Raw genomic sequence first — 22,929 nt, 5'->3', positions numbered from 1 at the left:
TATAATTTCATATATCTGATCCATATCAAGATGATTCCTTAATGTATCTGCCAGCAGATCATACTGACTTTCCTTAAATGTCTTAAGATCCACTCCCTGAATCTCTTCCATCGAAAGTCCCTTCTTTTCTGCCAGCGTTTTTACAATCTCTGTCACCACTTCTTCTTTGTCGAAGATTCCATGAATATAAGTTCCATATGCATTGTCATGGGAAATACCGTCCATTCCTGTTTCTTCCATATCCCCGTGACATACACCATTTCCATTATGCTTCTCTTCCAGCCATCTGGCTGTTTTCGCACTGCCATCCTTCTTTCTGTCTTTCACCGTATCATGAATTTGATTCATTGGACTGCCTTTCAAAAGTCTGGTCTGTCCCATATGGATCTCGTATCCTTCAAACTCCACATTCTGAAGCCCTTCCAGTATCCCTTCCACATGTACGAACCGTCCGTTAATCCTCGTTCTTGTCTTTTCTGTGGTAAATGTAGTCTCTACCGGAAGCAACCCGAATCCTTTCATGCTTCCACCATCTTCCACACCCTCTGGATCACTGAGTGTCTGTCCAAGCATCTGATAACCACCGCAGATTCCCCAGACGACACAGCCTTTTGCATGTGCTTTTAAAATTTTTCCTTCCATTCCGCTCTGTCTTAACCACTTCAGATCTCCCATGGTATTTTTTGTTCCTGGTAAGATGATCATATCCGGTTCTCCAAGCTCTCTTGGATTCTTTACATATCTTAAGTTTACCCCCGGAGCATTTTCAAGCAACATAAAATCCGTAAAATTCGAAATTCTTGGCGTCCGGATCACAGCAATATCTACCAGTCCTATCGCTTCACCAGATACATTTCCACCTTTTCCACCTTCAAAGCGCTCAGTAAGGCTATCCTCATCTTCAATCTCCACCTGCATATACGGAGTCACTCCAACCACCGGGATCTGCCCACGTTCTTCTAACATCATGATTCCCGGATCCAGAATCGTCTTATCTCCCCGGAATTTATTGATGATCAGTCCTTTTACCCGTTGTTTTTCATCCTCTTCCAGAAGCATCAGTGTTCCCAGAAGCTGGGCGAATACCCCGCCTCTGTCGATATCACCGACTAAAAGTACCGGAGCATCCACCATCTTCGCAAGTCCCATATTGACGATATCATCTTTTTTCAGATTGATCTCCGCCGGACTTCCGGCTCCTTCGATCACGATGATGTCATTTTCTTCTTCCAGCTTGTGAAATGCTTTCATAATATCCGGTACCAGCTGCTTTTTATATGCGAAATATTCTCTTGCACTCATATTCTTAAGTACTTCGCCATTAACGATCACCTGTGATCCCACATCATTCGTTGGCTTTAACAGGATTGGATTCATCTCTACCTGTGGCGGAATCCCTGCTGCCTCTGCCTGGACCACCTGTGCTCTTCCCATCTCAAGTCCGTCCTCTGTGATAAATGAATTCAGTGCCATATTCTGGGATTTGAACGGTGCCACCTTATATCCGTCCTGTCTGAATATCCTGCAAAGGCCTGCGCACAGCAGACTTTTTCCTGCATTGGACATCGTTCCCTGTATCATAATCTTTCCAGCCATGTTATCAACCTTTCATTTTCTTCTTCTGTACGTACTGCCACCCGGTAATACCCTTCTTCCAGTCCTTCATAATTCTGACAATCCCGGATCAATAGTCCTTCATGTAATGCCTTTTCATACAGACCCTTTTTCCCATGAAAGAATATATAATTTGCTTCCGATCCATATACCTGATAGCCGTGCATTTCCATCCGCTCTATCATCCACTGCTTCTGTGTCCGGATAAATTCTCTGGTATCCTTCAGATATTGCCCGCAATCTGTAAGAGCGGCTACGCCGGCTTCCTGTGCCATCACCGATACATTCCACGGCTGCAGCATCGCCCGCATCTTCATTCTCAACATTTCATTCCCACACAGGGCATATCCAAGTCTTACCCCCGGCATACAAAAAATCTTTGTAAATGCTTTGATGATCACAAGTTCCGGATACTCTGCTATCAGATCCCTGCACTCGTATCTTCCCGGGTCATCCAAAAAATCAATGAAGCATTCATCCAGTACCAGTACTGCCCGGCACTGCTTACACGCTTTCATCACTTTTATCAGCAGTTTCTTTTCTGTCGTCTGCCCTGTCGGGTTATTCGGATTGCATAAGAAGACCATGTCTGTCTCTTCTGTGATCTTCTCCAGAATATCTTCTCCGATACGGAATTCATTTTCTTCTTTTAATCTATAATAATCGGTCTCTGCGTCCACGGTACGAAGTGCCCGTTCATATTCCGAAAATGAGGGAGCTGTTATCACTGCTTTTTTGGGCCTTACGGCCATAACAACAGCAAAAAAAAGCTCTGCAGCACCGTTGCCGCAGAGTATCTTTTCTTTTTCAATTCCTTCATATCCACTGATGGCTTCCCGGAGTCTGTCGCATCTGACATCCGGATAGTGCATGATCCTGTCTGCACTTTCCCTGACTGCCATCCGTACACCTTCGGGAGCTCCCAGTGGATTACTGTTCACAGAATAGTCTGTAACAGACGGATTACGGTATATATCTCCGCCATGAACTGTCTCTGTATATTCTTTCAACTGTTCTTCTCCTGTGCGGCCACGCCGCTTCTCTGCTATTTTGCTACAATCATATTACTCACTTTGTGCAAAATAGTCAACCGGATCTTATACCTGAATCCTTGTTGCTGCATCGCTGCTGATCGCAATCCTTTTTTCACCATGTCTGATGATGAGCCCGCTTCCATAGTTCTGAATCACTGTGATCTCACTGCCTTCGTTAATCTTATATTGACGAATCATGTCCAGTACTTCCGGAATTCCGAACATCCATTTGATTGTGTAGTTCCCTGGAACTGCCTGTGACAATGCCTGCATAACTAACACCTTCTTTACTTCTTTTTATTATTGTAAATTGCGTCTGCTATGTTAGTCAACAAGAACATTGTTTACACAATTCTAACTTTTATTCTTTATTTACAGAATTTTTATGATAATAAATATCAATATCAGGATGACAGCATATCTTCTGTAAACGAAAACATACAGATTGCAGAAATCTTTTCTGACATCCTATTATAAAATGAGTATCAGTCCTGTTTTTAAAAGAATTCCTGCAACAAGTGATAAAACCGACGTCGCATACAACAGCGTATGGGATCTCCTGATATCTTCTGCCTCAATCTCTCTTACCGGATCTCCTATGACCGGCTTTTTATGCAGTACTCCAAAGTACCATGCATCTCCCGCAAGCTGCACATCCAGCGCACCGGCCATCACTGCCTCTGTCTGTGCCGAGTTTGGACTTTTATGATTATAACGGTCTCTTTTGAATATTTTTGCTGCATTCTTTCCATCCATTCCGCTTATATATGCCGCCAGGATCATAAGAACTGCCGATATTCTTGCAGGTACATAATTCACGATATCGTCAAGCTTTGCAGCCGCCGTTCCAAAATACTGATATTTCTCATTCTTATAACCTACCATGGAATCCATCGTATTGACGGCCTTATATGCGAATCCAAGAACCGCACCACCGACCAGCATATAGCATAGCGGCGCAATGATCCCATCCGAAGTGTTTTCTGCAACGGTCTCAACAGCCGCTTTGGTAACGCCTTCTTCTGTCAGATTCTGGGTATCTCTTCCTACGATCATCGATACCGCTTTTCTTCCAGCCTCAAGTCCTTCTGTCTTTAACGCTGTATAGACTCTGTCGCTTTCAACTTTCAGGGATTTCGTAGCAAGAATCTGATAACACCAGAAGCTTTCTATGATAAGACCAATCTGCCAGAATTTCTGATAGGCAATATGCAGAACCAGTGCAGGCAGAGCTGTACTGACTGATACCACCACGATCACGAGTATCACACCGCCGGTTCGTTCCCCTGTCTTACTTTCCGGGAGGCAGCTTCTTATAATTCGTTCCGTTCCCGAGATCAGATGTCCGATCAGGCGCACCGGATGATACAGCCACCTTGGATCCCCGAACATCAGATCCAGTAAATAGCCAATTACAAGTGCCACCGTCATATAGATCATTCTCTGTAATTCTAAGTTCATATCCTTCTCCATTCTTCACCTGGTAATCATAATAACTTCCGGCTGACCGTCCGTCTTCTCCACGGGCATATTCTTCCATAATACTCATAACCGTTCCTCCATGGGCCACGACTGCGATTCGTGCCCAGCTATGTTGCAGTGCATCCTTAAGCACGTCCCGGAAGCAGTTCCTTGTACGCTCTGTAAATCCTTCCCGGCTTTCGCCATCTGGAAACGGAAGCTTTCCGCCACTGTCAATCCATGCCTGATACTGCATATCCCCGGACAATTCTATATAATTATGGTTCTCAAATCTCCCAAAATCACATTCCCGCAGATCTTCCATAATGCTATATTTTCCTTCCATCATCATCTGCGGATAGATGATCTCTGCACTCTGTATACACCGTTTCATCGGACTTATATAGATATGCGCAGGCTTTGGATATCTGCCGGAATACTCTTTCAGGAGTTCTATTCCTTCGGCACATAAGGGTTCATCCGTCGTCCCGATATAGCGTTTTTCTTTATTTCCTTCCGTCATGGAATGACGGATCAGATAAATCTCCATTCATTTTCCCCCGTCTTTACCCTTTGATCAGCTGCCCGATTCCACAGGTAACACGATAAACTTTTTCCGAAAATGCCGCAAGTTCTGTACACACTCTTCCGGTCGTCTCGCGGTATTCCCGTTCCACCTTATCGATTGGAACGATTCCATATCCAATCTCATCTGTAACGATGATCAGCTCCGGATTCTCTTTTGTCAGCTCCTTTGCAAGATGCTCTGCCGATTCTCCTGCTCTTATCATTCTTTCAATATAATGATGGAATCCGACGATTCCCTGCGCTGATTTTAATTCTTTCTCACTACACGATTTTCCATCTGCCCAGACGATATCCGGGTACAGCTCTTTTGCAAATGTATGCTTACCCTGATATGCGCCACCGATAATCATGATCATAGCTTATTCCTCTTTCTCTATCCTTTAGTAATTCCTTTTTCTGCGCATCATCAACAGCCGTTATAATATCCCGCTCACAACGACTGTTACAAATGCCATCAAAAGCTCACAGACCTGCAGGAAGTACCCGCACAGATCCCCTGTTACACCTCCAAAGTTCTTCATTGCCATATGATGATAATATCCAAATACACCAAACGCCGTAATCACACACGCAACACCTGTGATTCTTCCTGTATAAACCATGATCACAGCAAGCACGATCACATAGAGCATCAGTACTATCTTCGTAATCTTCTGCGATGCATGTTCCGAAAAGTCTGCGACCATTCCTTTCTTTCTCGCCTGTGGAAATGTTACCACAGACAATCCACTAAGACTTCTGGATAACATAAAACTCCATGCAATTACCTGCATACTTTCCACATTCAAAGCCGAATACACACCGACGTATACCAGAAAATACACGCTGCACGAAATAATCGCAAATGCACCGGCATGGGAGTCTTTTAATATCTCAAGTCTCCGTTCTTTCGTCTGCCATGAACTTAAAGCATCCTGCGTATCCAAAAAACCATCCAGATGAATCCCGCCTGTGATAAAGACCGGAAGCAGTACCAGAAAGATCGTAAAAAACACCCCATATCTTCCCATTCCATTCATACCGGCATCTGCATTCTGATATCCTTCGATCCGGCCGGTCAGACGGTATACTCCATAAGACAGAAGTCCGATCACACCGCCGATCCACGGGAAGAAGCACATGGCATATGCTTTATTCTCATCGGTCCACTCGCTGCGCGGCATAGGGATCCTGCTGTACATGGAGAATGCGATTTTAAAACTGTTCCATAACTTCTTTATTTTCATATCCTGCTTCCTTTCAACTGTACCGGAATTCCATACACGACTTCCGTCACGCAGTCTGCCATCTTTGCAAGCTCCTGATTGATGCATCCGATACATGCTCTGTATCTTTCTGTCTCCTCACTGTAGCCATTGATATCCGAATTCACTTCATTCGTTACGATCACCAGTCGTTCTGTCTGTCCAGCCAGGCTCCGTACTCCCTGCACCACTCTTTTTACCGTTTCTTCTGGCCCGGTTACCTTATCTTCCCTATACAGTTCATTCGCTGTCAGATTGGAAATGCATTCAAGCAAAATCCCCTTATTCTCCGGAACCTGCACCTTATACATATCCGTATATTTCTCAATTGTCCGAAAGCCCTTTCCGGCTCTTAATCTGTGATGTCTTTCAATCTTCTTTTTTGTCTCTTCTGTATACGGCATCATCGTCGCCACATAAATAAGGGGCAGCAGATCCTTTTGCCCCCCACTTTGTTCCATCAACCAGTTTTCGGCGTATTCCGATTTTCCGCTTCCACTTCCACCAGTTACCAGATGTATCATTATTTTTCACCTAATTCTTCATAATCTTTGATATCATTATCCGAAAATGTACTCATCTTCTGATATACCTCTGCTGCCAGATCAAGCACCGGAAGGTAAGCCACCGCACCGGTTCCTTCCCCCAGACACATATCCGCGCATAACGGTGCTTCCATCTGTAAAGCGTTTAACACCTTCTGCATTCCCGGTTCCTTTGACATATGCGAAACGATCAGTGCATCTCTTGCCGCACTGCACATCTTTACCGCCGCAAGTGCCGCAACCGCAGATATAAATCCATCCACAACAACCGGTATCCTGTATATTGCCCCTCCTAGATACACACCTGCCATCCCTGCCAGATCAAATCCCCCAACCTTTGCAAGAACATCAACTGCATCTGCCGGATCCGGTCTGTTCTTTTCAATTGCAGTTTTTATCACATCGATCTTACGCTTCAGTCCCTCATTCGTAAGTCCTGCGCCTCTTCCTGTCATAATCTCCGGATCTTCATCCAGCAATACAGCTGCCACTGCGCTGCTGGTCGTTGTATTTCCAATTCCCATCTCGCCGGTTGCAAGGATCTGATACCCGGCCGCCTTCTTTTCTTTTACCTGAAGGATTCCTGTCATAATGGCTTTTTCTGCCTGTGCTCTTGTCATTGCCGGTTCTTTTGCCATATTTCTGGTTCCATATGCGATCTTATAATCCGGCACCTTCGTATCTGTAACCATTCCGATATCTATCGGAAACAGATCGACACCTGCCTTTTTACACATGATTGCCGCACTCGTATTACACGTCAGGAAATTCTCTGCAACAATCGCCGTCACATCCTGTCCGGTCTGTGTCACCCCTTCTTCTACCACTCCATTATCCGCACACATAACAATCAATGCCTTTTTACCGATCACAACATCCGTACTTCCGGTAAGAGCAGCAATACGCATGATATGATCTTCTAATTTTCCCAGACTATGCAGTGGTTTTGCGATACTGTTCCATTTTTTCTGTGCTTGTTCTCTTATCTTTGCATCTGCCGGACGGATGTCTGACAGCATCTGTTGTAAGTTCTTATCCTGTTGTTCTTCTGTCATTTTTTGAACCTCTTATCCTGTCATGCATTTTGTTTTATCTTATTCTTACATTACATTTTCAATCTACAGAACCTGCCACCGACAGCTTCTCTTGTATACTTAATTATTCAGATTATCACAAATACATTATTTTTTGCTCTTCTTCTTTTTTATTTATATCTTCTGCAGGCTTTTATAAATACTTCCGGTAGCTTTTCATTTCCATAATAATGTATATGTGGATACCCCGCCAGCATAGTATCTGTGCTGATCATGCATTTCCACGAACGCTTTGACATTGGCTTTTTTGCAAGAAATGCTTCTCCGCACGCATCGGAATCATAATAATGGAATTCATGTGCCGGTATCTTCCCAACATCCTGACCGAATACAGTTCCGCCCTCCAGTGTAATATAGCCAAATCTCCGAAGCGAACCTGTATGATAGCTTTTTCCACTTAATGCACCGGCTGTCTGAAATTTATGCCCTTTTTCATCTTCGATAAACTCCTGAAGGTACATGAAGCCGCCACATTCTGCCATGCATGGCATTCCTCCCTCCAGCGCTTCTTTTACAGACCTTAGCATGGTCTGATTCTGGCTTAATTTCTCTGCATAAAGTTCAGGATACCCTCCATAGAATATAACCCCGGATATATCCTCCGGAAGACATTTATCATGCATTGGCGAAAATGGTACAATCTTAGCTCCAAGCTTTCGCAAAATATCCAGATTATCCTCATAAATGAAGCAGAAAGCTTCATCTATAGCGACACCTATTCTTATTTTTCCAACGGATTCTTCTTTCCACTGTATATTTGCATCTTCCTGTAAATATTCCCGTTTTTCTCTTTCTACATCGTTCTCCTTCCAACTATAGATTACCTGCTCACTTTGATCTGCTTCCTTCTTTTCCCCGTCATACACGAAATCCGCCGAAGCTTCTGCAAGCTCCTGTAATCCTTCCAGATCCACGGTCTCCTGCAGTTTTTCACCCAGACCCGCCAGTCGCTTCTCTATATCTTTTCTTTCATTTGGAAGCTTCAGTCCCAGATATCTGCTTTCCAGCGCGCACTCCGGCATCACCGGCACATAGCCATAGACTCTGACTTTCGTTTGCTCTTCGATCATCTGCTTCATACGGCTGTACATCATCGGAGACAGACGGTTTAGTATTACACCTTTGATGTGACTGTTTTCCTTATAATGCAGAAACCCTTCAATACACGGAACCGCCGATACACTTAAGCCTTTGCAGTCAAGCACCATAACAGCCGGCGTATCCGTGATCCTGGCAATATCATAAGCACTGGCCTCCGTCGATATCCCTGCTATGCCATCATAATAGCCCATCACACCTTCGATCACCGAGATCTCACTGTTTCGTCCATTTTGAGCAAGAATCCTTCGTACGCCCTCACTTCCACACATATAGGAATCCAGATTATAACTGCTGACACCGATCACCGTCTTATGGAACATCGGATCGATATAATCCGGCCCACATTTGAAAGACGCAATCTTTTTTTCCTGCATTTTCCATGCTTTTAAAATCCCGCAGGTGACCATTGTCTTCCCGGCTCCGCTCCGCATGGCCGTGATCATAATTCTTGGTATCTTCACCATCTGTTCTCCATCCTTTTTCAGACACACTCCAGTTCGTCTTTATATCTCGTCGTCTGTAAGCTTTATCACTTTTGTATCTTCCGTATTTTCTTCTTTCAATACTTCAAACACATTATCGAGTATATCCTCACTAACCGTGTCTTCACTTTCTGTTATTCCTGTATCTTCTGCATCTTCTGTATTTCCGGTATTCTCATCTTCCGGTACTTTCTCATCTTCTACTGCATCATTTCCGAAGATTTCTTCCTCGGAAATGATCTGTATCCCTGCAAACGGACTCTCTTCCGGTAATAATTCCGCCTCTTCAAAAGCTTCCTCATTGTCATATACGTGTGCTTTTGGAATACCATTACTTGTAAAGCTGATAATGTAGATCGGATTCTGGCCCTGCATCATATGATAATTGCCTACTTGTTTTGCACGGCTTACCGATACCTGGATGACTTCTTCATCATCGATATCCTGATCTTTGATATACTCCATCACCTGCATCATCGTTTCCAGTGAAATCGCATTGATAACAATCCTTACTCCCGGATTCTTCTTACGTACAAGATCCAGGATCTCTGTCATCTTGCCTCTGCTTCCCCCGATGAACACACTGTCAGGTGCCGGAAGTTCTTCTAATACGTCAGGCGCTTTTCCTTCTACGAGTACCACATTATCCGCACGCATTTTTCTGCTGTTTTCGCGGATCAGTCCCTGCGCTTCTACTTTTTCTTCAATCGCATAGACCTGCCCCTTTACAGCAACCAGCGCTGCCTCTACCGATACCGAACCGGTTCCCGCACCGATATCATAGACTACTGACTCCCGTCTTACATGAAGCTTTGCAAGGGATATACTTCTAACTTCTTCCTTCGTCATCGGTACTTCCCCGCGTACGAATTCCTCATCCGGAATCGCCGGTATCACCGGTAATTCCCCGGCATGATCATTTTCAAAATACAGAACCGCAAGATTCTCACCTTTATAATGAATCAGGGAACGCACAGTTCCTTCCTGTATCTCTTCTTTTTCATAAGAAAGTTCAGTTCCTATCTTCACCCTGATATCTCCAAGTCCATAATTTGTAAGCTTCGTAAACATCTGTCTGATCTCTTCTGCATTACTAACCAGTGCAAATGTCTTCCGGTTTTCCTGTAAAATCGCGATCATGTTTTCATCTCTTCCATGAAGGCTTACAAGTGCTGCATCTTCCCATGGAATATTTAATACCGACGCAAAATATACGATAGAAGATATTCCAGGAAGTATCTTCGTTGTAATCTGCGGATCATCTTTGGTCAGTTCCAGAAACTTTTTCGCACCACTGTAAAAACCGGTATCTCCGGATAATACAACGGTTACATTTTCATATTCCGGATTTTCCTTTATATAAGCAATGATATCTTCCGGGCGGTAAGATTCATACACCGACTGTCCCACTTCTGCAACCGACTCGATCATGCGCCTTGCACCGATCAGTATATCTGCCTCTTTGCAGCTTTGTCTTACTTCTGCTGTCAGAAGTTCCTTTGCTCCTGCGCCGATTCCTGCAAGCGTCACCTTCCAGCTGTTATCAAGTTCCAGCTCTTTTTGGAGAAATTTAGACATTTCTTCAAAACTGAGTCCTTCTTCTTCCTCCGGTCTTCCGATCACGACCATCTTAACGCCTGCTTCTAAGGCTGCCTGGCATTTCTGCGGATACCCGCCCGCCAGACCGGATTCTTTGGTAACCATGTATGCAATCTCGAACTCCTTCATCGTTGCCACATTCATCTCTACAGAAAATGGTCCCTGCATGCAGATCAGATGTCTCCCTGAAAATCCAAGCTCCTCACACGTTTCAGCCACCTGACCAATAGAAAGAACCCTTGCATAGACACGGTTCTGGTAATCAGAAAGTCTTGTATATGCTTCCAGTTCCTTGCTTCCGGTTGTTACAAGGATATTCCCTTCTGTCTGCTCCAGGAAACGGATCGCCTCATCCATACTTTCCACATAAATGTTTTCTTTGCTGTCTTGTTCTTCGCTTCCTCTGACCAGGCGAAGATATGGCACCTGGATTGCCCCACATGCGCTTTTTAAGTTCTTCGTTACTTCCCTTGCATATGGATGTGTCGCATCGATCACATAATCCGGTTCATACTGACGCATGAATTCTCCCATCTGCCCGCTGTCCATACGGTCATGTGTCACTGTAATATTTTCTTCTTCCGGAAGAAGACTCTCTCCATAAGCAGTTGCCACACATACATGCAGTCTCACACCGCGTCTTCCAAGATATGATACCAGTTTTCTTCCTTCTGTTGTGCCTGCATAGATTAGAACTTTTTTATCTTTCATATACTATATCCCCTTGGTGTTATCATTTTTCCGCGAATTACTTTTGTCTGTCTGTTCCCGATGAATACTGTCGAGAACATATCTACCTGTGTGTGTGCCAGTTCTTTCAGAGTCAGGATCTGCATCTGTTCTCCTTCTCTTGCAATGTTCTTTACAATGCCACACACAGTTTCTTCTGATTTGTATTCCAGTATCTGCTCACATGCTTTTTTAAGATAGGTGCTGCGCTTTTTACTCGATGGATTATATAGGCAGATAACAAAATCTCCCTTCGCCGCACACTTCAGTCTTTCCTCGATCAGCTCCCATGGTGTCAGGAGATCACTGAGACTGATCAGGCTTACATCATGCCCGACAGCTGCTCCTAACACTGCCGATCCCCCCATAGCTGCTGTAACACCTGGTACAACTTCGATCTCTACATCCGGATAGTCTTCTCCGACTTCATACATCAGGCCTGCCATGCCATAGATTCCTGCATCTCCGCTGCAGACCATAGCCGTAAGTTCTCCTTTTTTTGCTTCTTCGAACGCCAGACGGCATCTGTCTACTTCACGTCTCATCCCTGTCGTCAGATATTTTTTTTCTGGAAAATGTTCTTTTAAAAGATCTACATATACGGTATATCCGACGATCACATCACATTGTTCCAGTATCCGGGCTGCCTTTACCGTCATCTGTTCATACGCTCCCGGTCCCATTCCGATTACATATACCTTATTCAAATCTTACCCTCCATGGTTTCCATGCCAGTGCCACTGTGACACCATTTTTTGCCTGTTTTTTCACATGCAGACAGCCGCCACCTGCACATACTGCGCTTCTTTCGCACACATTATCCACACCGGTAACCCCCTGTACAAATGCTGACGGGCTGAATGTTCCCGGTACTTTTCTTAATTCTTCCGCTGTATAAAACTCCGGTTCGATCTGCTGCTTTCTGCAAAATGCAAGTAATCCTTCTTCTTCCTTTTTCAGATCTATACTTGCGATTCTTCCGATGCTTGCCGGATGGATCTGTTCTCTTTGCAGTACTTCCCGGACACTTGCCTCAATTTGTGTCAATTCTGTTCCTTTTTTACATCCAATCCCTGCCGATGCAGCTCTTGGAACCAGTTGTAATATAGGATTTCCACCTTCCATCAGTCTGTATTCCGGCTTATGGATTCCTACATATATATCCATCTTCTCATCCGACTCCGGTACAAGCTCTACTTCTTCCGGAATCTCTCCGATTACCGCTTCTACTCCGCCTTCCACAGCCATCCGGATCTTCTTTCCTTCCAGAATATCTGCTGATATCTTTTTCGCCAGTGTCATATCTTCTATATAAAGATGATTCTTTTTTGCAAATACATCTACTGCCCATCTCTGATTGATATCTGTCGCTGTTGTAATCACCGGAAGTGCACCTGTCTGCTTTCCAATCTCTACCGCCATCTCATTTGCTCCACCGATATGCCCGGACAAAACCGGAATACAATACTGTCCTTTTTCATCCATTACAAGAACCGCCGGATCCGTCACTTTGGATTTTAGAAATGGTGCGCTCAGACGTACGGCGATCTGTAAAGCTCCGATGAAAATCAACACATCCTGCGTCCGGAACATTCCTGCGGTCCAGTCTTTTACACTCATGGCCATAGACTCTTCTAACTGCTGACATTTTACACTTTCCAGAACCTCATGTCCACTTATTCTTAACTTTTCTGCCAGATCCTTTTCAAGATTCCTCCCGCGTCTGGTAAAACAGAGCATTGCAATCTTCATTTTTATTTCCTTTTCCTGCATATTATTCCGTTTTCGTTATTCCCTGCCGGAACTCTGTCGTAAACTCCGGATCATACAGCTTCGACCGCTCATATCTGTGATGCGTCACTACATCCCCGACAATAATCAATGCCGTCTTCGTGATCTGATACTCTCTTGCTGTCCTGGCAAGTGTGCTGATCGTGCAGATATGCGTCTCTTCCTCCGGCCAGGTTGCCTTATACACAATTGCCGCCGGCGTATCTGCCTTATATCCGCCTTCCATCAGCTGCTTTTCCAGTTTATCCAGAAGTCCTGTACTTAAGAATAGTACCATAGTTGCCCCATGACTTGCAAATGACGCTACCTTCTCCTTTTCCGGTACCGGCGTCCGCCCTTCCATACGGGTAATTACCACACTCTGTGACACCTCCGGCAGTGTATATTCCAGATCCAGTGCCGCAGCCGCTCCGCAAAATGAACTCACCCCCGGACACGAATCATACGCAATTCCAAGTCTGTCCAGCTGATCCATCTGCTCCCTGATTGCTCCATACAGACACGGATCTCCCGTGTGCAGCCGCACTGTCATCTTCTTTTCTTTTTCTGCATCCATCATGACATCCAGCACTTCTTCCAATGTCATCTTCGCACTGTTATAAATCCTGCATCCTTCTTTTGTACTTTTTAAAAGCTCCGGATTTACTAAAGATCCCGCATATATCACCACATCTGCCTGCTCCAGAAACTTCTGTCCCCGGACCGTGATCAGATCCACGGCTCCCGGTCCTGCTCCTACAAAATGTATCATTGCCTTTTCTCCTGTCTTTCTTACTATCTATTTTCCATCTGTATATCAGCTTCTTTCCTTAACGAAAGCATATATCAGCTCTTCCGCCTTATCTGTCTTTCCCAGAATTCCGTATACATTGGAAAATGTAACCACTCCAATCTCCATCTCTCCTTTTGTACGGTAATTCAGGTATTCCTCCATCCGTATCATCAGCTGTTCCATAATCTTCTTCCGTTCTTCTTCGCTGCACTTTTTCAATGCATCATCCGTTGTCACACAGTCTAAAAATGCCCTTGCTTTTTTGCCGTCTATCCCTGCTCTTAGTGCTGCTGTGGCAAAAAGATCCATCCGGCAATCCGCCCATCTGGAATGGGTATTCATAATCCCGCCGGCAACTTTAATGAGTTTCCCGATATGACCGGCCAGAAGCACTCCTTTGCATCCCTGCTCCATCGCCATATCTATGGTCTGACCAATATAATTACTACATTTTACCACATCATTTTCTTCTATACTATACTGTTCTTTTAAAAAGTCCAGACCATAATTGCCGGGAGCTATGATCAGATATCTATATTTTTCCGCCAGGCAGACTTTCATCTCTACTTCAATGGTATCGATCAAAGCCTGTTCACTCATCGGATTCACAATTCCGGTCGTTCCAAGTACCGATAAGCCGCCTTCTATTCCCAGTCTCGGATTAAATGTCTCTTTTGCAAGACGTACTCCTTCCGGTATCGAGATCACTACATCAATCCCTCCGGTATACCCGACTTCTTCACATGCTTCTTCCACTTCTTTCCGGATCATCTGCCTTGGCACACGGTTGATTGCGGCTTCTCCTACCGGCTGGTTCAGTCCGGGCTTTGTCACTCTTCCAATCCCGGTTCCACCATCTATATGGATTCTGTCATATTTTTTCTGCCCTGCTCTTTTCTTCCTGTTCGAAGCTTTTGCTTCACAAAATTGTTTTTCACATTGCCCTTCTTCCGGAACTTCCAGCGTATTCTTTTTTACTTTGCTATACACCAGCACACCATTCGTAATATCCGGGTCGTCTCCGCTATTCTTTTTTACCGCACAGGTTACTTCTTCCGGAAGGCTTTCATCTTCTTTGTATTCCATCCGTATATCCACAATATCCAGCTGCAGGTGCTCTCCCTGCGGAAGTTCAACCGATATCTTTTCTACTTTTTCTCCTGTGAAAAGCATCTGCATCGCAGCTTTTGTTGCAGCCTGCGCACAGGTTCCTGTTGTATAACCTTTTGCAAGTATTTTCTTTGGCATATCCGGCGTCCTTTCTTTTACATAATTCTGCAAAAATAAATGGAGGCATGCATTTATTTACATCCTCCACCAATTCTAGCGTTTTCACGCTTCCATGTCAAATTTTACTATTGGATAAACATGGCATCTCCAAATGAGAAAAATCTGTATTTTTCTTTCACAGCCTCTTCATAAGCCGCAAGTACATGCTCCCTTCCTGCCAGTGCAGACACAAGCATGATCAATGTCGATTCCGGAAGATGAAAGTTCGTGATCAGGCAATCCAGCACTTTGAACTTATATCCCGGATAGATAAAGATCTGTGTCCATCCACTCTTTGCTTCCAGATGACCATTCTCATCCGCTGCCGACTCTACCGTTCTGCAGCTTGTGGTTCCCACGCAGATGACACGGTGGCCGCTCTCTTTTGCACGGTTAATCTTTTCTGCTGCTTCTTCATCGATCATGAAAAATTCCGAATGCATATGATGCTCTGTAATCTCATCCACTTTTACCGGACGGAATGTACCAAGACCTACGTGCAGCGTAACTTTTGCAATATCCACACCCTTAGCCTTAATCTCTTCCAGAAGTTCCGGTGTAAAATGAAGTCCCGCTGTCGGTGCTGCCGCAGAACCTGTATGAGTTGCATACACGGTCTGATAACGGTTCTTATCTTCCAGCTGATGTGTGATATATGGAGGCAGCGGCATCTGTCCCAGCTGATCCAGAATCTCCTCAAAGATTCCGTCAAAGTCGAATTTGATCAGACGGTTTCCTTCTTCTACCACATCGATGACTTCTCCCATCAGAAGACCATCTCCAAAGCTGATCTTCGCTCCAACTTTTGCCTTCTTTCCAGGTTTTACAAGTGTTTCCCAGACATTGTTTTCTTTTCTTTTTAACAATAATACTTCAATTTTTGCATTGGTCTCTACTTTGGAACCAATCAGTCTTGCCGGAATTACCTTTGTATCATTGATTACCAGACAGTCTCCCTCATGCAGATACTCTGTGATCTCTTTGAACACATGATGGGAAAAAGCCCCGGTCTCCTTGTCAAGGACAAGAAGTCTGGAGCTCGAACGATCCTCTAACGGATCCTGGGCAATCAATTCTTCCGGTAATTCATAATAAAAATCCTGACGTTTCATAATTATGAATCCCTTTCCTTTATTCTTCTGTATCTGTTCCCGATACAGCTTCATCTACAATTGCTTTTGTCTTTATTTCATTTTCTACCAGACGATAGCCATTATACACATTTTTTTTCTGTTTCTCAACGACTTTTTTCAGATATACCACTCTTGTATCACAGAGCATATCATGAAATCCGCGCTTTTCCGAATCAATTCCGGCAACGATATACCCGATATTCACAGGAAGACTACATAAGAATCTTCCAACTGTCTCACGATACACGACATCCAATAAAGTAAGCTTCCCGTCCGGATTTTTCGAAACCACCCGAAGATTCATCGCACGTTTTCCAAGTGTCGTCCCTGTCAGATAGGTAAATGCAATAAAATACAGAACTTTCAATCCATATAATACGATATCTTTTAACGAATAATGGAACAATATATCCATTCCTGTTACCGCACCGCCGCCAGCCAGCGAGATTCCCACAAAGATCAGTCTGACGATCAGAAGTCCCGCAAAGACGATCAGACTGTCAAGCGCATAAGCCGCAAACCTGGCCCAGAATCCCGCATACACAAGACTCTCCTGATTTTCCATCTTTGTCTGCCTATCCTTATCTTCCTGTTTTTCCGGAGTTTTCTGACTTTCGAAGCTTATCTGACTACTGTAACTGTTCTGCATAATACATCGGCACCCCGCTTTCTACACTTTTGGCGGTTTCAGTCAGAATCTGTGCTTCTGACTTCGGAACTAATGATTCAGCTTTGGAAAATAACGTCTGTAAAAGTCCTTCATCGGCTTCCATCTCATAAAACGTTGATGTTCCAAGTTCTTTACTCATTGCTTTTTTCATATACGGATACAGACTGATCTCATCGATCAGACCATTTTCTTTAGCCTGTTTTGCAGTGTACGTTCTTCCATCAGCCAGCTGTTTTACCGCATCCTCTGACATATTTCTTCCATCAGCTACAATACCTACGAATTTTTCATAATATTCATTGATCTGGTCCTGATAGATTGCGATCTGTTCGTCTGTGAATTTGCTACTATCCTTATTCGCACCACTTGTGATACTTACGTAACGGATGCCAAGCTTCTCATAAAGCCCGGACATATCATACCCGGACATGATCGCACCGATCGATCCGGTCGTTGTATTCGAATTGGCATAGATTTTATCTGAAGCCATCGATACCATGTAACCTCCGGATGCCGCATAATGCGCCATATAATCCCAGATCGGACGTTTTGTTTTCTCTTTATATTCTTTTAATTTCAGATACAATTCTTCTGACTCATACACCGTCCCACCCGGAGAATCCACATATAAAAGAATGCCTTTATTATTCTCGTCATCCATCAGTTCATCGATATAATTCATCGTCGAATCATGCTGATATCCACTGGACGTTTCGAACACACTGCTCTCTGTCTGCTCCTGGATCGTACCTTCCACTCTTACAATTGCAATATAATTTCCAGACGGTGGATCAAATTGATAGGAACCACCAAGATCAATTGCATCCTCCACACTGCTCTGAAGCAGATTTTTAGAAATATTGTTGGTAAATACGCTGGCAGCACTGACTCCAACAAACAGTGCTGCCGCTACTACCAGACCTATGATCTGTTTTTTCTTCATACGTAACCCTCTTATTTACGCAGTTCGATACCCATACCTTCCAGTGCTTTTAAGATACGGTCCATTGCGGCAGATACGTCCGCATCTTCCAGAGTCTTATCTTTTGCACGGAATACGATAGAGTATGCAACGGATTTGAATCCGGCCTTGATCTGTGCACCTTCGTAAATATCAAACAGTGCATAGCTTTCCAGATATTCTCCGCCCTTGCTCTCAATAACATCTTCAATCTGTCCTACCAGAATTTCTTTTGGCATTACCATACTGATGTCACGTGTAACAGCAGGGAATTTTGCAATTCCTGTGTACTTACGGTCGAATGTAGCTCTTGCTACGATCTCCGGCATATCGATAACTGCAATGTAAGCTCTTGTTCCGATTCCATAGTTATCTGCAACTTCCGGATGAACTTCTCCAAGGTATCCTACAACTACACCATCATAGATGATGTTAGCCTGGCGTCCCGGGTGAAGGAATGATTTTCCTGCATTTGGATCGTATTTCTCTTTCTTATGAAGACCAACTTTGTCGAAGAACTCTTCTACAACACCCTTCATAGTGAAGAAATCGCCCTCTCCATACATACCAAGTGTGAACTGTACTCTTTCATCCGGCAGTTCTGTAAGTGGAAGTGCCTTTGGAAGGTAAATATTAGCCAGTTCGTATAATTTTACATCTTTATTTCTTCTGTTATAGTTTGTTGCAAGTGATGTCAGCATACCATTTAAAGAAGATGTACGCATAATACTGTAATCTTCTCCCAGTGGGTTCATGATCGGAATAGCCTTACGAAGTTCTGAATCTTCCGGAATCAGAAGCTTGTCAAATACCTTCGGGCTTTCGAATGAATATGTCATTCCCTGACTGAATCCACAGAACTCTGCGATATCACGGGCAACCTGCTCTACTCTTAACTTGAATGATAATTTTCCTGTTGTAGCTTCTCCGCTTGGAAGTGTAGTAGGAATGTTATCATATCCATAGAATCTTGCAACCTCTTCTGCAAGGTCTGCGATACGGAATAAGTCGTGGCGGAAAGTAGGCGCGATCACTTCGCTTGTCTCTTCGTCAAATTCCAGATCGATTTTCTTGAAGTATCCAAGCATCTCTTCTTTGGAAATATCTGTTCCAAGAAGTTTATTGATCTTATCTGCATCAAATGGTACTCTTACAGGTTCTTTCTTCTTGCTGTATACATCAACCATTCCTCCGACAACTTCACCTGCTCCGAGTTCTTCGATCAGCTGGCATGCACGGTCGATAGCTGCTTCTGCATTGTTTGGATCCAGTCCTTTTTCGAATTTACCGGATGCATCTGTACGAAGTCCGATCTTCTTGCTTGACTTACGGATATTTGTTCCATCAAAACAGGCTGCTTCGAATAACATTGTCTGAACATCATCTGTGATCATAGAGTTTTCCCCACCCATGATACCTGCGATACCGATGGATTTCTTGCCATCACAGATCATCAGTACAGATTCGTCCATCTCTCTTTCCTGTCCGTCAAGAGTTGTGAATTTTTCTCCCTTTGCTGCAGTACGTACTACGATTTCTTTATCTTCGATCGTATCAAGGTCGTATGCATGCATTGGCTGTCCATATTCTTCCATTACGTAGTTTGTAATATCAACCAGGTTGTTGATCGGGCGGATTCCTACAGAAGCCAGACGTCTCTGCATCCATTTTGGGGATGGTCCGATCTTAATGTTCTTTACGATTCTTGCGCAGTATCTTGGGCAAAGTTCCGGATTCTTTACTGTAACCTTGATATAATCTGCTGCGTTCTCATCGTTACCTGTCGGTGTTACAACCGGTGGATGGAACTCTTTATTAAATGTAGCTGCTGCTTCTCTTGCGATACCTACTACGCTGAAGCAGTCTACACGGTTGGATGTTACTTCGTATTCTACGACAACGTCATCCAGACCAAGTGCTTTGATTGCGCTCTCTCCTACAACTGCATCTTCATCGAAGATGTAGATTCCGTATTCCGGAGCTTCCGGATACATGTCTCTGTTAGAACCAAGTTCTTCGATGGAACACATCATACCGTCACTTTCAACGCCACGGAGTTTTCCTTTTTTAATCTTGATTCCGCCTTCTACACGCTGTCCTGGCTCATGTCCGCCTGCTACACGTCCGCCTGCTAATACTACAGGTACTTTGTCTCCTTCTTTTACATTCGGAGCACCTGTTACGATCTGAATCGTCTCAGTTCCGATATTCACCTGACAGATGATCAGCTTATCTGCATCCGGGTGTTTCTCGATCTTGTCGATCTGTCCGATTACGATCTTATCAAGATCTGCATCTAATTTTTCAAATCCTTCGACTTTTGTACCAGACAAAGTCATTGCATCTGTATATTCCTGGGCTGTAACATCAAGATCCGGAACATACGCTTTTATCCATGATAATGAAGTATTCATTTATAAATCTCCTTTTCGTATTATTACTCCAAAATCCAGCATCTGCGATGCTGCCGCATCATTTCATGATGCTCTTCGATTTTGTCGTGCCGTTCGCACAAAGAAGTAAATACTCACTTCGTTCGTGCTTCCTTCTTTTTGTGCTCACTAAAACTGTTTTAAGAATCTGATATCATTTTCATATAACAGTCTCATGTCGTCGATCTCGTACTTCAGAAGTGCGATACGCTCCAGTCCTACACCGAATGCGAATCCTGTGTATTCTTCCGGGTCGATTCCGCACATTTCCAGTACGTGTGGATGTACCATTCCGCATCCAAGAATCTCGATCCATCCGGAACCTTTACAGAAACGGCATCCTTTTCCACCGCATTTGAAGCAGCTTACATCCATCTCGGCACTTGGCTCTGTGAATGGGAAGTGATGTGGTCTGAATTTTGTCTTTGTATCTTCTCCGAATAACTCTTTTGCGAATACTTCCAGTGTTCCCTTTAAGTCTGCAAATGAAATATTCTTATCAATGATCAGTCCTTCGATCTGGTGGAAAGAAGGTGAATGTGTTGCATCTACTTCATCTGAACGGAATACACGTCCTGGTGACAGGATGCAGATTGGAAGTTTTCCCTGCTCCATGATACGTGCCTGTACAGGAGATGTCTGTGTTCTGAGCACGATGTCTTTATTGATATAGAATGTATCCTGTTCATCTTTTGCAGGATGTCCATCCGGAATGTTCAGTTTACGGAAGTTATATTCATCGTATTCAATCTCCGGTCCTTCTACAACTTCGTATCCCATACCGGTAAATACACGCTCTACTTCTTCCAGTGCGATTGTATTTGGATGACGGTGTCCGACAGCATTTTTCTTAGCCGGAAGTGTTACGTCGATGACTTCTTTTTTCAGCTTTTCTGCACGGATTGCTTTTTCCATCTTCTCTTTATTTTCTTCCAGAACAGCTTCGATTGCTGCTCTTGTCTCATTTACCATCTGTCCAACCTTCGGTCTGTCCTCAGGTGCAACGTCTTTCATACCTTTTAATACAGCGGTAAGTTCTCCTTTTTTACCAAGGAACTTTACACGCACATCATTCAGTTTTTCAGGCATATCAGCAGATTCAATTGCTTTTAATGCTTCTTCTTTGATGTTCTGCAGTTTTTCTTTCATCATTTTCTTCCTTTCTTTCAATACAGAGTATCTACAGAACCTGCCACCGGCAGCTTCTTTCGAACGCATGGCGATAAAAAAAGTCCCGTCCCAAAAGGGACGAGACATAAAACCCGTGGTACCACCCTGATTTCCGTAAGTTCTCTTACGGACACTCATTGCTGCGTAACGTGCATCATACGGCATTCTCTACTGCTATTTCAAGAACACAGCTCACGCGGGAAATTCATTCACCATCTGAACCCAAGGGAACTTCCAGCCTGTCGATTCCCTCTCTCTATCGGAAAATGGGTCATTACTTACACGGTCATTGCTTTTATCTCATAATACTTAATTATTGTATCACATGAGCCAAAGTTGTCAAGGTTGAATTTCTCCCTGCTCTAAATCTCTTATCACAACATTAACCTCTCCACCAAGCAATATGATGTACATACTAAAATAAAGCCAGAGCATGATCAGCACAATCGTTGTAAGACTTCCATACATAGTAGAGAATCCCTTGAAAATATCCAAATATACAGAAAATATCCACGAAAGTATCATCAGCCCCACCGCAGAAAATGCTGCTCCCATCAGCTGCACTCTGAACTGCACAATATGGTTTGGCAAAAACTTATAGATCATCATCGTAAATGCAAACAGTAAAACCGGAGTGATCACTCCACGGATCCGTATCATCTGATCCGCGAACCGTTCCATTACCGGATAATGTTCTGTAATAAATATATTCAGTGTATTACCGAATACCGATAATACCAGCAAAAATATAATTACTATAATGAATGCTACGGTATAAAAAGTAGCACGGATTCTCAAAATAAAATAATTACGTGTCTCTTTACACCCATATACACAGTTCAGTCCTGTCGTAAGTGCAAGTACACCTTTTCCGGCAGACCATAATGCCACGATAATGGTTAATGAGATAATTCCTGTAGATTGATTATAGACCTGATTCACAATTGATACGATCAGGCTGTCAACGGTTTTGGGAAATACCTGAAGCACCGCTGTCATAACATCTGCTTTTGTAACCGGTGTATATTGTACCAGTGTGATCAACAGCATGATGATGGGGATCAGACACAGCATGAAGAAATACGCCGCCTGTGCCGCATATGCCCCCACATGGTCTTTCCCAACGCTTCCGGATATTTCCATCGCCTTATTATATAGAAACTTTACCTTTTTCATTGTTTACTCCCAAATCATTCGTTTCTATATTCTACCCGATTTTACCTTATTTGTCTATCAAAAT

20 protein-coding genes, 1 pseudogene and 1 other annotated feature are annotated in these 22,929 nt (G+C 43.7%); all 21 genes and pseudogenes read right to left on the bottom strand.

Annotated elements, in window-relative coordinates:
- A pseudogene (locus tag ACWJAF_RS08060) lies at positions 1-1,596 on the bottom strand (cobyric acid synthase); the annotation flags it as partial.
- Positions 1,578-2,624: a pyridoxal phosphate-dependent aminotransferase gene (locus ACWJAF_RS08055; protein ID WP_296032293.1), complete on the bottom strand. Its 1,047-nt coding sequence runs from the start codon at positions 2,622-2,624 to the stop codon at positions 1,578-1,580. The gene ACWJAF_RS08055 and the pseudogene ACWJAF_RS08060, both read right to left, overlap by 19 nt.
- A gap of 87 nt (positions 2,625-2,711) precedes the next feature.
- Positions 2,712-2,921 (bottom strand): ferrous iron transport protein A, encoded by a 210-nt coding sequence (locus ACWJAF_RS08050; protein WP_296032292.1) that lies wholly within the window; start codon positions 2,919-2,921, stop codon positions 2,712-2,714.
- Between the two features lie 198 nt (positions 2,922-3,119).
- Complete coding sequence (gene cbiB / locus ACWJAF_RS08045; RefSeq protein WP_296092144.1) at positions 3,120-4,040, bottom strand: adenosylcobinamide-phosphate synthase CbiB; 921 nt, start codon at positions 4,038-4,040, stop codon at positions 3,120-3,122.
- Positions 3,940-4,659, bottom strand: coding sequence for a histidine phosphatase family protein (locus ACWJAF_RS08040; protein ID WP_448863161.1), 720 nt, complete (start codon positions 4,657-4,659; stop codon positions 3,940-3,942). Before ACWJAF_RS08040 ends, cbiB begins: the two co-directional genes overlap by 101 nt.
- Positions 4,660-4,675: 16 nt before the next feature.
- Complete coding sequence (locus ACWJAF_RS08035; RefSeq protein ID WP_448863160.1) at positions 4,676-5,053, bottom strand: bifunctional adenosylcobinamide kinase/adenosylcobinamide-phosphate guanylyltransferase; 378 nt, start codon at positions 5,051-5,053, stop codon at positions 4,676-4,678.
- 60 nt (positions 5,054-5,113) lie between these two features.
- Positions 5,114-5,923, bottom strand: coding sequence for an adenosylcobinamide-GDP ribazoletransferase (locus ACWJAF_RS08030; RefSeq protein ID WP_448863159.1), 810 nt, complete (start codon positions 5,921-5,923; stop codon positions 5,114-5,116).
- Positions 5,920-6,465, bottom strand: a complete 546-nt coding sequence (locus tag ACWJAF_RS08025) for a bifunctional adenosylcobinamide kinase/adenosylcobinamide-phosphate guanylyltransferase (RefSeq protein WP_448863158.1) — start codon at positions 6,463-6,465, stop codon at positions 5,920-5,922. Before ACWJAF_RS08025 ends, ACWJAF_RS08030 begins: the two co-directional genes overlap by 4 nt.
- A complete protein-coding gene (gene cobT, locus ACWJAF_RS08020) occupies positions 6,465-7,541 on the bottom strand; it encodes a nicotinate-nucleotide--dimethylbenzimidazole phosphoribosyltransferase (RefSeq protein WP_330645909.1) in 1,077 nt (358 codons plus the stop codon). The genes ACWJAF_RS08025 and cobT overlap by 1 nt, the downstream gene beginning before the upstream one ends.
- 149 nt (positions 7,542-7,690) lie before the next feature.
- Positions 7,691-9,145: a cobyrinate a,c-diamide synthase gene (locus tag ACWJAF_RS08015; protein WP_448863156.1), complete on the bottom strand. Its 1,455-nt coding sequence runs from the start codon at positions 9,143-9,145 to the stop codon at positions 7,691-7,693.
- Positions 9,146-9,184: 39 nt separating this feature from the next.
- Positions 9,185-11,473 carry a precorrin-6A reductase gene (gene cobK / locus ACWJAF_RS08010; RefSeq protein ID WP_448863154.1) on the bottom strand — a complete coding sequence of 763 codons (2,289 nt, stop codon included), beginning with the start codon at positions 11,471-11,473 and terminating at the stop codon, positions 9,185-9,187.
- Positions 11,470-12,198: a precorrin-3B C(17)-methyltransferase gene (gene cobJ / locus ACWJAF_RS08005; protein ID WP_296032286.1), complete on the bottom strand. Its 729-nt coding sequence runs from the start codon at positions 12,196-12,198 to the stop codon at positions 11,470-11,472. Before cobJ ends, cobK begins: the two co-directional genes overlap by 4 nt.
- Complete coding sequence (locus tag ACWJAF_RS08000; protein ID WP_448863153.1) at positions 12,191-13,264, bottom strand: cobalt-precorrin 5A hydrolase; 1,074 nt, start codon at positions 13,262-13,264, stop codon at positions 12,191-12,193. Before ACWJAF_RS08000 ends, cobJ begins: the two co-directional genes overlap by 8 nt.
- A 1-nt stretch (position 13,265) precedes the next feature.
- Positions 13,266-14,033 carry a precorrin-4 C(11)-methyltransferase gene (gene cobM / locus ACWJAF_RS07995; RefSeq protein WP_448863152.1) on the bottom strand — a complete coding sequence of 256 codons (768 nt, stop codon included), beginning with the start codon at positions 14,031-14,033 and terminating at the stop codon, positions 13,266-13,268.
- A gap of 45 nt (positions 14,034-14,078) precedes the next feature.
- Positions 14,079-15,302: a cobalt-precorrin-5B (C(1))-methyltransferase CbiD gene (cbiD, locus tag ACWJAF_RS07990; protein WP_448863151.1), complete on the bottom strand. Its 1,224-nt coding sequence runs from the start codon at positions 15,300-15,302 to the stop codon at positions 14,079-14,081.
- 107 nt (positions 15,303-15,409) lie between these two features.
- The gene (gene queA, locus ACWJAF_RS07985) at positions 15,410-16,435 is read right to left on the bottom strand and encodes a tRNA preQ1(34) S-adenosylmethionine ribosyltransferase-isomerase QueA (RefSeq protein ID WP_448863150.1); all 1,026 of its coding nucleotides are present in this window, start codon (positions 16,433-16,435) and stop codon (positions 15,410-15,412) included.
- A gap of 19 nt (positions 16,436-16,454) precedes the next feature.
- Complete coding sequence (locus ACWJAF_RS07980; protein ID WP_448863149.1) at positions 16,455-17,105, bottom strand: RDD family protein; 651 nt, start codon at positions 17,103-17,105, stop codon at positions 16,455-16,457.
- Positions 17,086-18,069, bottom strand: a complete 984-nt coding sequence (gene sppA, locus ACWJAF_RS07975) for a signal peptide peptidase SppA (protein ID WP_448863148.1) — start codon at positions 18,067-18,069, stop codon at positions 17,086-17,088. The genes ACWJAF_RS07980 and sppA overlap by 20 nt, the downstream gene beginning before the upstream one ends.
- Positions 18,070-18,080: 11 nt before the next feature.
- Positions 18,081-20,501: a phenylalanine--tRNA ligase subunit beta gene (gene pheT, locus ACWJAF_RS07970; RefSeq protein ID WP_448863147.1), complete on the bottom strand. Its 2,421-nt coding sequence runs from the start codon at positions 20,499-20,501 to the stop codon at positions 18,081-18,083.
- Positions 20,502-20,648: 147 nt separating this feature from the next.
- A complete protein-coding gene (gene pheS / locus ACWJAF_RS07965) occupies positions 20,649-21,668 on the bottom strand; it encodes a phenylalanine--tRNA ligase subunit alpha (protein WP_296032275.1) in 1,020 nt (339 codons plus the stop codon).
- A gap of 92 nt (positions 21,669-21,760) precedes the next feature.
- Positions 21,761-21,988 (bottom strand) — a binding site (T-box leader).
- Positions 21,989-22,028: 40 nt separating this feature from the next.
- Positions 22,029-22,865, bottom strand: coding sequence for a YihY/virulence factor BrkB family protein (locus ACWJAF_RS07960; RefSeq protein WP_448863146.1), 837 nt, complete (start codon positions 22,863-22,865; stop codon positions 22,029-22,031).
- Positions 22,866-22,929: the final 64 nt, after the last annotated feature.

Source organism: Dorea sp., assembly GCF_977044405.1.
This window is presented reverse-complemented; position numbering and strand designations above follow the sequence as displayed.

Excerpts from the sequence above, each read along its gene's own strand:
- cobM (WP_448863152.1), bottom strand. The coding sequence starts at position 14,033 with ATGATACATTTTGTAGGAGCAGGACCGGGAGCCGTGGATCTGATCACG.
- cbiD (WP_448863151.1), bottom strand. The coding sequence starts at position 15,302 with ATGCCAAAGAAAATACTTGCAAAAGGTTATACAACAGGAACCTGTGCG.
- ACWJAF_RS08035 (WP_448863160.1), bottom strand. The coding sequence starts at position 5,053 with ATGATCATGATTATCGGTGGCGCATATCAGGGTAAGCATACATTTGCA.
- ACWJAF_RS08025 (WP_448863158.1), bottom strand. The coding sequence starts at position 6,465 with ATGATACATCTGGTAACTGGTGGAAGTGGAAGCGGAAAATCGGAATAC.
- ACWJAF_RS08015 (WP_448863156.1), bottom strand. The coding sequence starts at position 9,145 with ATGGTGAAGATACCAAGAATTATGATCACGGCCATGCGGAGCGGAGCC.
- ACWJAF_RS07960 (WP_448863146.1), bottom strand. The coding sequence starts at position 22,865 with ATGAAAAAGGTAAAGTTTCTATATAATAAGGCGATGGAAATATCCGGA.
- pheS (WP_296032275.1), bottom strand. The coding sequence starts at position 21,668 with ATGAAAGAAAAACTGCAGAACATCAAAGAAGAAGCATTAAAAGCAATT.
- ACWJAF_RS08040 (WP_448863161.1), bottom strand. The coding sequence starts at position 4,659 with ATGGAGATTTATCTGATCCGTCATTCCATGACGGAAGGAAATAAAGAA.
- cobK (WP_448863154.1), bottom strand. The coding sequence starts at position 11,473 with ATGAAAGATAAAAAAGTTCTAATCTATGCAGGCACAACAGAAGGAAGA.
- ACWJAF_RS08050 (WP_296032292.1), bottom strand. The coding sequence starts at position 2,921 with ATGCAGGCATTGTCACAGGCAGTTCCAGGGAACTACACAATCAAATGG.
- ACWJAF_RS08000 (WP_448863153.1), bottom strand. The coding sequence starts at position 13,264 with ATGCAGGAAAAGGAAATAAAAATGAAGATTGCAATGCTCTGTTTTACC.
- ACWJAF_RS07980 (WP_448863149.1), bottom strand. The coding sequence starts at position 17,105 with ATGCAGAACAGTTACAGTAGTCAGATAAGCTTCGAAAGTCAGAAAACT.
- cbiB (WP_296092144.1), bottom strand. The coding sequence starts at position 4,040 with ATGTTCGGGGATCCAAGGTGGCTGTATCATCCGGTGCGCCTGATCGGA.
- pheT (WP_448863147.1), bottom strand. The coding sequence starts at position 20,501 with ATGAATACTTCATTATCATGGATAAAAGCGTATGTTCCGGATCTTGAT.
- sppA (WP_448863148.1), bottom strand. The coding sequence starts at position 18,069 with ATGAAGAAAAAACAGATCATAGGTCTGGTAGTAGCGGCAGCACTGTTT.
- queA (WP_448863150.1), bottom strand. The coding sequence starts at position 16,435 with ATGAAACGTCAGGATTTTTATTATGAATTACCGGAAGAATTGATTGCC.
- cobT (WP_330645909.1), bottom strand. The coding sequence starts at position 7,541 with ATGACAGAAGAACAACAGGATAAGAACTTACAACAGATGCTGTCAGAC.
- ACWJAF_RS08030 (WP_448863159.1), bottom strand. The coding sequence starts at position 5,923 with ATGAAAATAAAGAAGTTATGGAACAGTTTTAAAATCGCATTCTCCATG.